This is a genomic window from Enterobacter hormaechei ATCC 49162, assembly GCF_001875655.1.
In the GTDB taxonomy this organism is placed as follows: Bacteria; Pseudomonadota; Gammaproteobacteria; order Enterobacterales; family Enterobacteriaceae; genus Enterobacter; species Enterobacter hormaechei.
This window is the reverse complement of sequence record NZ_MKEQ01000002.1, coordinates 138,402-150,681: the sequence shown is the minus strand read 5'-3', so window position 1 is coordinate 150,681 and position 12,280 is coordinate 138,402. Positions and strand designations below refer to the sequence as shown.

General features: G+C 58.4%; 14 protein-coding genes. 3 read left to right on the top strand and 11 right to left on the bottom strand.

Annotated elements, in window-relative coordinates:
- Nucleotides 1-72: 72 nt before the first annotated feature.
- A complete protein-coding gene (gene fkpA, locus BH712_RS19695; RefSeq protein ID WP_003861695.1) occupies nt 73-891 on the bottom strand; it encodes an FKBP-type peptidyl-prolyl cis-trans isomerase in 819 nt (272 codons plus the stop codon).
- A 238-nt stretch (nt 892-1,129) separates the two neighbouring features.
- On the opposite strand from fkpA, the gene BH712_RS19690 reads away from it, so the two are divergent.
- Nucleotides 1,130-1,348 carry a protein SlyX gene (locus tag BH712_RS19690; protein WP_003861693.1) on the top strand — a complete coding sequence of 73 codons (219 nt, stop codon included), beginning with the start codon at nt 1,130-1,132 and terminating at the stop codon, nt 1,346-1,348.
- 51 nt (nt 1,349-1,399) lie between these two features.
- Here the strand turns inward: BH712_RS19690 and slyD are convergent, their stop codons facing one another.
- The 4 genes from slyD to kefG form a co-directional block, all read right to left on the bottom strand.
- Nucleotides 1,400-2,008, bottom strand: coding sequence for a peptidylprolyl isomerase (slyD, locus tag BH712_RS19685; RefSeq protein WP_006812198.1), 609 nt, complete (start codon nt 2,006-2,008; stop codon nt 1,400-1,402).
- Nucleotides 2,009-2,102: 94 nt separating this feature from the next.
- Nucleotides 2,103-2,303, bottom strand: a complete 201-nt coding sequence (locus BH712_RS19680; protein ID WP_003861689.1) for a YheV family putative zinc ribbon protein — start codon at nt 2,301-2,303, stop codon at nt 2,103-2,105.
- Nucleotides 2,304-2,316: 13 nt separating this feature from the next.
- Nucleotides 2,317-4,122 carry a glutathione-regulated potassium-efflux system protein KefB gene (gene kefB / locus BH712_RS19675; protein ID WP_006812199.1) on the bottom strand — a complete coding sequence of 602 codons (1,806 nt, stop codon included), beginning with the start codon at nt 4,120-4,122 and terminating at the stop codon, nt 2,317-2,319.
- Nucleotides 4,122-4,673, bottom strand: a complete 552-nt coding sequence (gene kefG, locus BH712_RS19670; RefSeq protein ID WP_006812200.1) for a glutathione-regulated potassium-efflux system ancillary protein KefG — start codon at nt 4,671-4,673, stop codon at nt 4,122-4,124. Before kefG ends, kefB begins: the two co-directional genes overlap by 1 nt.
- A 132-nt stretch (nt 4,674-4,805) precedes the next feature.
- On the opposite strand from kefG, the gene BH712_RS19660 reads away from it, so the two are divergent.
- Both BH712_RS19660 and BH712_RS19655 read left to right on the top strand, forming a co-directional pair.
- Nucleotides 4,806-6,710 (top strand): ABC transporter ATP-binding protein, encoded by a 1,905-nt coding sequence (locus BH712_RS19660; protein ID WP_006812201.1) that lies wholly within the window; start codon nt 4,806-4,808, stop codon nt 6,708-6,710.
- A gap of 15 nt (nt 6,711-6,725) precedes the next feature.
- Nucleotides 6,726-7,658: a LysR substrate-binding domain-containing protein gene (locus BH712_RS19655; RefSeq protein WP_006812202.1), complete on the top strand. Its 933-nt coding sequence runs from the start codon at nt 6,726-6,728 to the stop codon at nt 7,656-7,658.
- Nucleotides 7,659-7,753: 95 nt separating this feature from the next.
- On the opposite strand, the gene mdcH is transcribed toward BH712_RS19655, so the two are convergent.
- From mdcH to mdcC, 6 genes are all read right to left on the bottom strand, one after another.
- Nucleotides 7,754-8,650 carry a malonate decarboxylase subunit epsilon gene (gene mdcH / locus BH712_RS19650; RefSeq protein WP_006812203.1) on the bottom strand — a complete coding sequence of 299 codons (897 nt, stop codon included), beginning with the start codon at nt 8,648-8,650 and terminating at the stop codon, nt 7,754-7,756.
- Entirely contained in the window at nt 8,650-9,267 is a 618-nt protein-coding gene (locus BH712_RS19645; RefSeq protein ID WP_006812204.1) for a malonate decarboxylase holo-ACP synthase, read from the bottom strand. The genes mdcH and BH712_RS19645 overlap by 1 nt, the downstream gene beginning before the upstream one ends.
- Nucleotides 9,268-9,269: 2 nt before the next feature.
- Complete coding sequence (locus tag BH712_RS19640; protein ID WP_006812205.1) at nt 9,270-10,229, bottom strand: AEC family transporter; 960 nt, start codon at nt 10,227-10,229, stop codon at nt 9,270-9,272.
- A 123-nt stretch (nt 10,230-10,352) separates the two neighbouring features.
- Complete coding sequence (mdcE, locus tag BH712_RS19635; RefSeq protein WP_032674081.1) at nt 10,353-11,153, bottom strand: biotin-independent malonate decarboxylase subunit gamma; 801 nt, start codon at nt 11,151-11,153, stop codon at nt 10,353-10,355.
- Nucleotides 11,153-11,986 carry a biotin-independent malonate decarboxylase subunit beta gene (locus BH712_RS19630; RefSeq protein ID WP_001204087.1) on the bottom strand — a complete coding sequence of 278 codons (834 nt, stop codon included), beginning with the start codon at nt 11,984-11,986 and terminating at the stop codon, nt 11,153-11,155. The genes mdcE and BH712_RS19630 overlap by 1 nt, the downstream gene beginning before the upstream one ends.
- Nucleotides 11,979-12,278 carry a malonate decarboxylase acyl carrier protein gene (gene mdcC / locus BH712_RS19625; RefSeq protein WP_006812208.1) on the bottom strand — a complete coding sequence of 100 codons (300 nt, stop codon included), beginning with the start codon at nt 12,276-12,278 and terminating at the stop codon, nt 11,979-11,981. Before mdcC ends, BH712_RS19630 begins: the two co-directional genes overlap by 8 nt.
- Between the last annotated feature and the right edge of the window lie 2 nt (nt 12,279-12,280).

Genomic DNA, 12,280 nt, shown 5'->3' with positions numbered 1-12,280 from the left:
TTTCCAGTGTTAATTATATCTGCCCCACAATAAAAAAACCGCCGCCTGTAAAGGCGGCGGTTTTTTTCAGCATTACTTCTTAGCTGCTGCGGCTTTGTCGTCAGCCGGTGCGTCTGTTTTCGCATCCGCTTTCGGTGCCGGTTTGATGTCCAGCAGTTCTACATCAAACACCAGCGTGGAGTTAGCCGGGATACCCGGAACGCCGGTTTTGCCGTAAGCCAGATCCGGTGGGATGACCAGCTTGATTTTACCGCCTTTCTTGATGTTCTTCAGGCCTTCGGTCCAGCCCGGGATCACACCGTCCAGACGGAAGGAGAGAGGCTCACCACGGGTATAAGAGTTATCGAACTCTTTACCGTCGATCAGCGTACCTTTGTAGTTCACCACAACGGTGTCGCTGTCTTTAGGCGCGTCGCCGGTACCTTCTTTCTCAACTTTATAAATCAGGCCAGTAGAAGACGTTTTCACGCCTTTCTCTTTCGCAAACTTGTCGCGGTAGGCTTTGCCTTTCGCTTCGTTATCTTTAGCGTCTGCTTCCATTTTGGTCTGAGCGGCGCCTTTCACGCGCGCTTCAAACGCTTGCAGAGTCTGCTCGATTTCCTGGTCAGACAGTTTGCTCTTGTCTGCGAACGCATCCTGAACCCCTGCGATCAGCTGGTTTTTGTCCAGTTTGATGCCCAGTTTCTCTTGTTCTTTCAGAGAGTTTTCCATGTAACGACCCAGAGACGCGCCAAGTGCGTAGGCAGATTTCTGGTCGTCATTTTTGAATGCCGCTTTGCTGTCTGTAGTCGCAGCAGGCTTCGCAGCAGTATCAGCAGCGAAAGACAGCGGCGCATTGAGCGCTACAGCCATGGTGGTCGCCAGCAGCGTAACTTTAAACAGTGATTTCATCCATATCTCCAGGACCCGAGGTCTCTCACCCCAGTGTTAAACGTAAATGAGTGACGTACTATAAAACGTTGTGGAAGAAATCTACAGACAGACTCCCCCGAATGTCGCTTCTTTTCAGACTATTTTTGTTTAAATAAGTTTCTTGTCAGGGAGATGGATACTGTACTTAAGGAAAAAGTCAGCTAAACTTCGCCGCCGCTGGTCCATTATGGCGAATGAGAGATAAACGAGGTGAAGGATGAAGGATACAACGATCGAAGCGAGACTGGCTGAGCTGGAAAGCCGCCTGGCTTTTCAGGACATCACCATCGAAGAACTGAACCAGACCGTGACGGCCCATGAGCTTGAAATGGCAAAACTGCGCGATCACATGCGCCTGCTGACGGAAAAGCTGAAGGCCACGCAGCCGTCAAACATTGCCTCTCAGTCAGAAGAGACGCCACCACCTCATTATTGAGGCGTAAAAAAAGCGGGATTATCCCGCTTTTTTATTTTCCGCAGTACGGAATCAGTGGCAGCCGCAGCCGCCGTTACCGCAACCACCTTTACCGTGGCCGTGGTCATGACCATGGTCGTGGCCGTGACCACCGCAGCAGCCGTCATGGCCGTGATCGTGGTCATGGTCGTGACCGTGGTCATGGTCGTGACCGTGCGCACCGTGAACGTGGCCATGAGCCAGTTCTTCTTCGGTCGCTTCACGGATCGCAACAACTTCTACGTTGAACTTCAGGTTCTGACCGGCCAGCATGTGGTTGCCGTCAACCACAACGTGGTCGTCTTCAACTTCAGTGATTTCAACCGGAACCGGACCCTGGTCGGTTTCCGCCAGGAAGCGCATGCCAACCTGCAACTCGTCAACGCCCATGAACACGTCTTTAGGAACGCGCTGAACCAGGTTGTCGTCATACTGACCGTAAGCGTCGTTCGCGCCTACAGCAACGTCGAATTTGTCGCCAACTTCATGGCCTTCCAGCGCCGTTTCCAGGCCGGAAATCAGGGAACCGTGACCATGCAGGTAGTCCAGCGGCGCACTCACCGGAGACTCATCAACCAACACACCGTCTTCTGTACGTACCTGATAGGCCAGGCTGACCACCAGGTCTTTTGCTACTTTCATGATATCTCCTGAGCGTGGGAAAATTGCTGGCGCAGATTGTAGCGGAAATCTGCACCCGTGTACCCTTAAGCTTAAAAAAACTCAGAGCATATCGCTAGTCTGGATGAAAAATGCCGATCACTTGCTCTTCTTTGCGAACGTGATCGCGAGCTTCTTTGTCAGCCTCACGCATCTGGTGACCGCACTTAACACATTCAACGATATCGATATTATTCTCACGCCACATGGCCAGCGTATCTTGCGCCTGGCAGGAAGGGCATTTTGCGCCCGCGATAAAGCGTTTACGTACAGCCATCTTTCGTTACCCTTTATTCAAATTCATCCCAGCCGTCGAGCTGGCGTCGTTCCTGTTGCATCTCACGCTGGAAGATCTCCTCCAGTTCGCGACGCGCTTCCCGTACGCGGGAGATCTGCGCCGTGTCGCTATGCACGGGCATCAGCTCGCGCAGCATTCGCATATCCAGCCGACGGAAATGCATCTGGGCGCGTTGCGCCTGGTGAGGATGCATGCCCAGCGAAACCAGCGCCTTGCGTCCCAACTCCAGCGCGCTGGAGAAGGTTTCGCGGGAGAAGTGTTTCACACCCGCCTGCAAAAGTTCGTGAGCTTCAACACGTCCGCGCGCACGCGCCAGAATATGCAGATGTGGGAAATGCTGCTGGCACAGCTCCACCAGCTTCATTGTGTCTTCCGGATCGTTACAGGTGATAACGATAGACTCCGCAGCCTCTGCGCCCGCCGAGCGCAACAGCTCAAGCTGCGTCGCATCACCGTAGTAGACCTTATAACCATATTTGCGCATCAGGTTGACGGCGCTGATATCGCGCTCCAGCACCGTGATGCGCATTTTATTTGCCATCAACAGGCGACCAATCACCTGCCCGAAGCGGCCAAAGCCCACGACGATCACCTGCGGTTTATCATCTTCCACCCACGGCGCTTCGCCTTCATCGTCCGCGGGATTGAGGCGGCGCGACAGCAGTTTGTCCACCAGCTTCATCAGCAGCGGTGTGGTCATCATCGACAGCGTGACCGTCACCAGCAGCAGCGCCATCTGGTCATCTTTGAACAGTTTCTGAGACGACGCAGTGGAAAACAGCACAAACGCAAATTCTCCGCCCTGGCTTAACACAGTGGAAAATTGCATTCTTTCCGAGCTGCGCAGCCCGTAAATTCTCGCGAGGAGATACAGCACCAGCGATTTCACTGCCACCAGCACGGCGACACTCGCAATAACCCACAGCAGATGGGTATAGAGCACGCCAAGATTAAGCGCCATGCCCACCGAGATAAAGAACAGCCCTAACAGCAGCCCCTTAAACGGATCGATGGCGGTTTCCAGCTCGTGGCGATACTCGCTTTCCGCAAGCAGCACCCCGGCGATAAACGTCCCGAGCGCCATCGACAGCCCCAGCGCACCCATAAACAGCGCTGAGCCAAGCACCAGCAGAAGCGTTGCGGCAGTGAATACCTCGCGCACGCCGGATGCCGCAATAAAGCGGAACACCGGACGCAGCAAAAACCGTCCGCCAATCAGCATCCCCGCGAAGGCCAGCACCTTCATGGAGATCTTCATCCAGTCGAAATGATCGTCCCCAGAGCCTGCCAGCAGCGGCACCAGCGCCAGCGCCGGGATCACCGCTAAATCCTGGAACAGCAGTACCGAAAAGCCCAGCTGCCCCGCCTCGTTGCGGTTCATCCCTTTGTCGCGCATCAGCTGTAGCGCCATCGCCGTCGACGACATCGCAAGACCTATCCCGCCGATCACCGCGGCCTGCCAGGAAAACTGCGTCAACATCAGCAGACCCGCGAGAATAGCCGCGCTGAGCAATACCTGCGCCGCCCCGACGCCAAAAATAGATTGCCGCAGTTGCCACAGTTTGGAGGGATTCAGCTCAAGGCCAATGATGAACATCAGGAACACCACGCCCAGTTCAGAGAAGTGGAGGATCTCATCCACATCGCTGATAAACCCCAGTCCCCAGGGGCCAATGGCTATCCCGGCCAGCAAATAGCCCAGCACCGCGCCGATACCGAGACGCGCGGCAAGCGGAACCGCGACGACAGCGGCAAACAAAAACAGTACCCCGGCAAGGAGTAAATTCGAACCGTCCATTAGCGTCCTCCCGCCGGAATCGGTGACGCCAGCCATTCGCCATAGGCTCTGGCATGGCTCGCCAGCGCTTTCGGATCCTGCCGCCGCGCCCAGTAGACAATTATCGGGCTCATCCAGTGCATGCGGCACATCGCCGCCGTCAGCTCAAACGGTCGCAGGATATCGCTCATGGGGTAGCGGTTCAGCCCGTCGTGACGGTAGGCACTTTCCGGCTCACCGGTGGTAATGACACTCCGCCAGTACTTTCCCGCCAGTTGGTTGCCCCCCACCCCGCTGGAGAAGCCCCGGCTCAGCACGCGGTCCAGCCACTCTTTCAGCAGCGCCGGACAGCTGTAGGTATAAAGCGGATGCTGGAACACGATCACGTCGTGCTGACGCAGCAGTTCCTGCTCGTAAGGAATATCGATAAAGAAATCGGGGTAGTGCGCGTAGAGATCGTGCACCGTTACGTTACTGAGCTGTGTAGCCGGCTTAAGCAGCACCCGGTTCGCCACCGAGTCCTGTGATTCCGGATGGGCATACAGCAGCAGCACTTTCGCTGTCTGAGACATCACTCCCCTCCCGGTTCTGTTTTTGTGTATTGTTGTCGTTTTGGGCTACCATGGCGGCCCGGTGGGGAAAATGGCCCACACCTTACATTATCATAATGACAAATTAACATAGTCGGAACATACGGCGCTTCTATGATTGTTTTCTCCTCGTTACAAATTCGTCGCGGCGTGCGCGTCCTGCTCGATAACGCGACTGCTACCATCAACCCGGGCCAGAAAGTGGGGCTGGTCGGCAAAAACGGCTGCGGTAAATCCACCCTGCTGGCGCTGCTGAAAAACGAGATAAGCGCGGATGGCGGGAACTTTACTTTCCCGGGCAACTGGCAGCTCGCCTGGGTGAACCAGGAGACCCCCGCGCTGAGCGAACCCGCGCTCGACTATGTTATCGACGGCGATCGCGAATACCGCAAGCTCGAAGCGGAACTCAACGCCGCCAACGAGCGCAACGACGGTCATGCTATTGCCACGATCCACGGCAAGCTGGACGCTATCGATGCCTGGACCATCCGCTCCCGCGCCTCCAGCCTGCTGCACGGTCTGGGCTTCAGCAACGAACAGCTTGAACGCCCGGTCAGCGACTTCTCGGGCGGCTGGCGTATGCGCCTCAACCTGGCGCAGGCGCTGATCTGCCGCTCCGACCTTTTGCTGCTCGATGAACCGACCAACCACCTCGATCTTGATGCGGTTATTTGGCTGGAGAAGTGGCTCAAGAGCTATCAGGGCACTCTGATTCTCATCTCCCACGACCGCGACTTCCTCGATCCGGTGGTGGATAAAATCATTCATATCGAACAGCAAAGCATGTTCGAGTACACCGGCAACTACAGCTCCTTCGAGCGCCAGCGCGCGACGCGTCTTGCCCAGCAACAGGCGATGTATGAAAGCCAGCAGCAGCGCGTGGCGCACCTGCAAAGCTTTGTCGATCGCTTCAAGGCCAAGGCGTCAAAAGCCAAGCAGGCCCAGAGCCGCATCAAGATGCTGGAACGCATGGAGATGATCGCCCCCGCGCACGTGGATAACCCGTTCCACTTCAGCTTCCGCGAGCCGGAGAGCCTGCCGAACCCGCTGCTGAAAATGGAAAAAGTGAGCGCGGGCTATGGCGATCGCATTATTCTCGACTCTATCAAGCTCAACCTGGTGCCGGGTTCTCGCATTGGTCTGCTGGGGCGTAACGGCGCCGGTAAATCGACGCTGATCAAGCTGCTGGCGGGCGAGCTTAACCCGGTCAGCGGCGAAATCGGCCTGGCGAAAGGCATCAAGCTTGGCTACTTCGCCCAGCATCAGCTGGAATTTTTACGTGCGGATGAATCGCCAATCCAGCATCTGGCGCGTCTGGCGCCGCAGGAAATGGAGCAAAAGCTGCGTGATTATCTCGGCGGCTTCGGCTTCCAGGGCGATAAGGTGACAGAAAACACCGAGCGCTTCTCCGGCGGCGAAAAAGCCCGTCTGGTGCTGGCGCTGATCGTCTGGCAACGGCCCAACCTGCTGCTGCTCGATGAACCGACCAACCACCTCGATCTCGACATGCGTCAGGCGCTGACCGAAGCGCTGATTGAGTTCGAAGGCGCGCTGGTTGTCGTTTCGCACGATCGCCACCTGATCCGCTCCACCACGGACGATCTCTACCTGGTGCACGGCGGCAAAGTGGAGCCGTTCGACGGCGACCTGGAAGATTACCAGCAGTGGCTGACGGACGTGCAGAAGCAGGAAAACCAGCCGGAAGAGTCAGCGAAGGACAACGCCAACAGTGCCCAGGCGCGTAAAGACCAGAAGCGCCGTGAAGCGGAACTGCGCACCCAGACGCAGCCGCTGCGTAAAGAGATTGTCCGTCTCGAAAAAGAGATGGAAAAGCTCAACGCCACGCTTGCCGCCGTGGAAGAGAAGCTGGGCGACAGCGAACTGTACGATCAGAGCCGCAAAGCCGAACTGACGGACTGTCTGCAAACCCAGGCGAAAACCAAATCCAGCCTCGAAGCGTGCGAAATAGCATGGCTGGACGCGCAGGAACAGCTGGAAGCGATGCTGCAAGCCGACTAACACGCCGGGAGGGTTATGGGTTTCGATACCACGAGCGAGATTACATTCCGTAAGCTCAGTATCTTCATGACGTTCATGGAGAAGGGCAATATCGCACGTACCGCCGAAACACTCGGCCTGAGCGGTGTCAGCGTACACCGCGCGCTGCACACCCTCGAAGAGAACGTCCGCTGTCCGCTCTTTACTCACAAAGGGCGTAACCTGATTGCCCTCCCCTCCGCGTGGACGCTGCTGGAGTATTGTCAGGAGGTGATGCAGGTGATGGAGCGCGGGCTGGAAGAGTCGCGCAAAATCGCCGGTATCGGCCAGGGGCGATTGCGCGTCGGCACGCTCTACTCGCTGACGCTGGAGACCGTGCCGCGCCTGATAATGGGCATGAAGCTACGCCGTCCGGATCTGGAGATGGATCTGACAATGGGTTCGAACGAAACCCTGCTCCATATGCTGGATGAGGGGTCGCTGGATGCGATTTTAATCTCTATCTCCGAAAGCGATATCGACCGTAACAGCCTCGAAGTGCTGCCCCTGTTCCATGACGATATTTTCCTTGCCGCACCGGCCTCTGCCACGCTGAATACCAGCGGCCCCGCCGATCTGCGTGACTATAAAGATCAGAAGTTTGTCGCCCTCGCGGAAGGGTTTGCCACTTACGCCGGGTTTCAGGAAGCATTTCATATCGCCGGTTTCGAGCCGGAGATTGTGACGCGGGTAAATGATATTTTCTCGATGCTGAGCCTGGTGCAGGCGGGGGTCGGGTTTACGTTGATGCCAGGCAGGATGAAGAAGGTATACGAAAATTCGGTGCAACTTCTGAAGCTGGCACAGCCGTACCAGATGCAGCAGCTGATTGCGATCGTCTTTGCCCGCAACCGCGAGCAGGATCCGAGCCTGCGGGCATTGGCCGCGGAAGGGCGGATGTATGCCAGAAGTTTGCAGGACGGAGCCTGAGGTCTTGCCGGGTGGCGACGCGTTGCGTCTTACCCGGCCTACAAAGCAATCGAACCCGTAGGCCCGGTAAGGCGCAGCCGCCACCGGGCAAAAAATTACGCACGAAGCCGACCCGCCAGATGCACCGCCACGTCCACTCCGCTGCGCTCCAGCGAAATGGATTCGCCTTCCCACGCCGCCTGCCGCGTCAGGCAGGTCAATATGCCTCCCGGCGGCATCTCAATCGCCAGCCGCGCTTCGCGTTCATTGGCAGAAATCACTGCCTCCTGCCAGCGCACCGTACGCGCCATGTTCATCGCCAGGTCGTCGGCAATTTTCTCCGGCTGCCAGAGCACACGCCCGGTGCTGCCGCTCAGGTACGCGCAACGGGGGCGTGAAAGCGTGACCGATTCAAACGCTGCGGCCAGCTTTTTCGCCGGTTCCGCCAGCAGCGCACAGTGCGATGGCACGCTCACCGCCAGCCGCTTAGCCTTGCTTGCGCCCTTTGCCAGCGCGCGCTCCGCCACCTGCGCCATGCCGTCATCGGCTCCGGCAATCACGATCTGCGTTTCGGCATTCAGGTTAGCGATATAGGTTCCGGTCCCCTGAATCAGGTTTTCCACCTGCGGCAGGGTCAACCCCATTATCGCCGTCAGGCCGTAGCCGTGGGGATACGCCTGCTCCATCAGATCGCCGCGCAGCGCCACCAGCTTCAGCGCGTCCGTAAACTCCAGCGCACCGGCGATAACCGCCGCAGGATAAGCGCCAATGGACAGCCCGCTGACGATATCCGGCGACACGCCGCGACGTTCCAGCTCACGCGCCCAGGCCACACCGGCAATCAGCAGCGAAAGCTGAACCGCGCGGGTGTGGGTTAACGCGCCTTCGCTGTCCAGGGTATCGACTTCCGCCCCCAGCACAGCACGGGCCTGCTCCAGCTCCGTTCCCGGCAGGTTTTGCAGCATACCTTCATGCTGTGTGCCCTGCCCCGGAAAGGTAAACAGTATTTTCATTACTCCTCCCTGTGCCATGGATCCGCCACCAGGCGCGGTCCACATTGCGTTTTTAGCAGCGTTTTGCCGTCGCGCAACCATTCCGCCAGCGCGAATCCGCCCTCGGGCGTATCCACCTGCGTATCCGCCCGGCACAACGCGCGGCTGAGCTGAACCTGCCAGCCAGTAAACGCGTCAGGGGAAACGGCGCGCGGGGCGCGGATCAGCAGATCGAGATCGCTGTCGGCGTGGATCACCGGAATGCCGGTCGCCAGCGCGTAACCCGTACTACCGGTTATCCCCCACGTCCACGGCCACGACTGCTGAGCAAGCTGAAGCGCCACCTGTACCGGCGGCTGGGTGACAAACGGTGAACGCAGCAGATCGGCGGCAACGCTCAAATCTTCGGGCGATACCACGCGCAACACGTTCTCAGGCTTCACCCATCCGGCCGCCCGCTGGTCGCGGCGCAATCCGCGCACGCCAACGGGAATACGGCCTTCAATATCAACATCACGCCGCACCACCACCGGCAGCCCGGTATGCCAGGCCGCATCCACCCAGGATTCGGTGATGCCTTCCAGCGCGTCGCGCGCGGTAAGCCAGATGAGGTCGTGGGGGCGTAATGTTGTAGTCATGATTACATTCCTGAAGTCAGCGAGATAAACAGCGGCAGCGACAGGATACACAGTACGGAGCTTAACAGCAGCACGGCTTCAGCATCCGGCGACTGCACGCCAAAGCGGTTACCGAACACCACGCCGAAGAAGCCCGCGGACAGCGCAATCATCAGGATGGCGGTGATCGCCACGGAGCCGTGCAGACCGAAGATTAAAACGATACCCCAGGCAATCGCTGGCTGGATCAGCAGCTTGGCGATAGTAGAAGTGATCACCATGGTGTTGATCTGAAGTTTACGCTCGGAGAGGATCACCCCGGTCAGGAACAGCGCCGCAGCGGTCGCAGACAGTCCCAGCGGTTTAATCGCCGCCAGTACCAGCTCCGGCATTTTGATGCCGATAGCGGACAGGATCACACCCAGCAGCGGGCCCATCACGATCGGCTTCTTAATGGAACGCCACATCAGCACCGGCAGCATGGAAAGCGTTGAACCGGAGTTGTTGCCTTCGGCGCGGGCTTTCTCACGCTCCAGGATCAGCAGACAGAACGGGGTCATCAACACTGAACCACAGGCGATGGAGACCGCCACGGACAGTGAGGTCGAAGGTCCTTCCCCCAGTACGCTGCCCAGAATCGGCAGGCCAAGCGCCGCATAGTTTGGCAGCGCGACGGTCAAGGTCAGCACGGCCGCATCCTGCGGGGATTTTTTAAACACTTTTGTCGCAAGGAAGTAGATGACCGCATAGGTGATCCACATCGCCAGGGTGAGAACCAGGATCAGCGGCGACTGCGCCACAATGCCGGTCCACGGGGTTTGCACGGTGGCGCTGAACAGCGCGGCCGGAAGGGCAAAATCCATGACGAAGATATTCAGCAGGGAAACATTTTTGTTATCGACCATCTTTGCCTTACCGGCCCAGAATCCCAGCAGCATGATGACGAAAATCGGTGCAAGAGCATGAACAATTACGTAAGTCATAAATCACCTGTAGTAAAAAAGTTTAAGCACTGGCGCGATGTTTATTATTTTCAGGATGCAGATCCCCGCGTGGACGCAACGGGCGCGCCCACGGGGTAATGCCTCTGGCAGGTCTCTTTTTACTTACCAGCTGGCTCGCATACGTTCACGTACGAGCGCCGAGCTGCGGCGGTTGTCAGCACCCAGACGGTTTTTCAACGTGGAGTCCTGACGAGCGTCACTGATGGCCTGTTGCAGGGTGGTTTTCACCCGCGTCAGATCGCTTTCGGAAGGGGCATCCGGATTGCTGATGTCCAGCAGGTCGGAAAGCAGCCCCAGGGTGGCGTAGTTGCTGATGTCGTACGCCATAGGCGGAATAGTGGCAGCCAGTTTTTCCAGCGCCTCAACGGTACGCAGCGTAATGCGCGCCGCAGACTCTTTGCCCATGGCATGGATCAGCACGCCTTTATCGTTGAAGGCAATCAGACGGTTAGCCTGGTAGCCGTGGGCCAGAAACGCGCCGGACATGGCCTTACCGACGATAAGACCAATCACCGGATGCCCCGCCAGACGCGCGTTGGCGTAAGCGGCAGCGGCTCCGGCCAGCGCCTGGTGGATACCAAACGCCTCTTCGCGGCGGCCATAGGCCTGGCTCGGGACGTCGATCACCGCCACAATCGGGCGCTTCACGGCTTTATCGGCGTCAGCGGCGACGGTTTCGCTGACCACTTTTGCCAGTGTCCAGCCTTCCAGCAGCCCCACTTCCCCTTGCGCCGCGCGCGGGAAGTGGTTGTTGGCGTCCGGCACCACGGCGACAAAGCGCACCGTTTCACCGTTCAGCTCGCCGTCTGCGGCCTGCACGGACGGGCATAACCCCTCAATACGTTTGGCGTTCGGCGCGAGGGTTTCCAGCCAGCGTTCGCCACGGCTCATTGCGTTACTCATCATTTCACCTCCCGGGCAAAAAGCGCTTTAATCTGTTCGGCATCGGCCTGTTTGCGGGTGTCGAAATTCGTCAGACGGTTCAGGTAATCGTCGTAATTATCGGTGCGATGTTTCGCCGGTACGCCTTTGGCGATGGCGTCGTTCATCGCGGCTTTCACCGCGTTCACGCCGTCGCCCACCAGCGCGTCCACCAGCCCGCTCTCATAGCGCACTTCGCCGCCGGTCATGCTCCAGATAAACGGACGGTCGCGGGAGTCGTACTCTTCAATGCCCGCTTCCTGCTCGATAACCTGCGGACCGTTGAGGCCGAGCCGCGCTTCGCGGGTTACAATCAGATAGCTGCACAGCGCCGCGGCGATGGACATCCCGCCGAAGCAGCCCACGGTCCCGGCGACAATCCCGACGACCGGGGTATAGCGGCGCAGGTCGACAATCGCGGCGTGGATATCGGCAATCGCCGCCAGGCCAAGGTTGGCTTCCTGCAAACGGACGCCGCCGGTTTCGAGGCACAGCACCGCCTGCGTCGGAATACCGTTGCGGTTATCTTCTGCCGCCAGCTCCAGCGCCGCCGCCATTTTGGCACCGGACACTTCGCCCATGCTGCCGCCCTGGAAGGTGCCTTCAATCGCCACCACCACCGCAGGCTGGCCGTTGATGGTCCCTTTCGCGACCACCATGCCGTCATCGGCCTGAGGAACAATCCCCTGTGGCCCAAGCCACGGAGAGATAATGCCTTCAAACGGATCCAGCAGTTCGCGGTAGCTGCCGTCGTCGAGCAGCGCCTGCGCACGCTGGCGCGCTTTTAATTCGATAAAGCTGCTGTCATCACGCATAGTTCACCCCTTCAAAAACCTGTTCGATACGAATGCGTGCCACGCCCGGCGTCGCGCCGAAGTCGTGGATGGTCAGCTTACCTGCGGGCAGGCTGCTGACGGTTTGCAGGCGGTTGAACAACGCCTCCCAGCGCCCACGACTGTTGTCGACGGAGGTGGTGATATCAATGGTTAAGGTCTGGCCCGGTTCGGCGGTGAAAAGCACCTCCATATCCCCGGAACCGACTACCCCTGCCAGCGCTCTGCCGCTGACTTCGCGGCTGGCGGGCACGGTCAATGTGATTTTTTCCATAA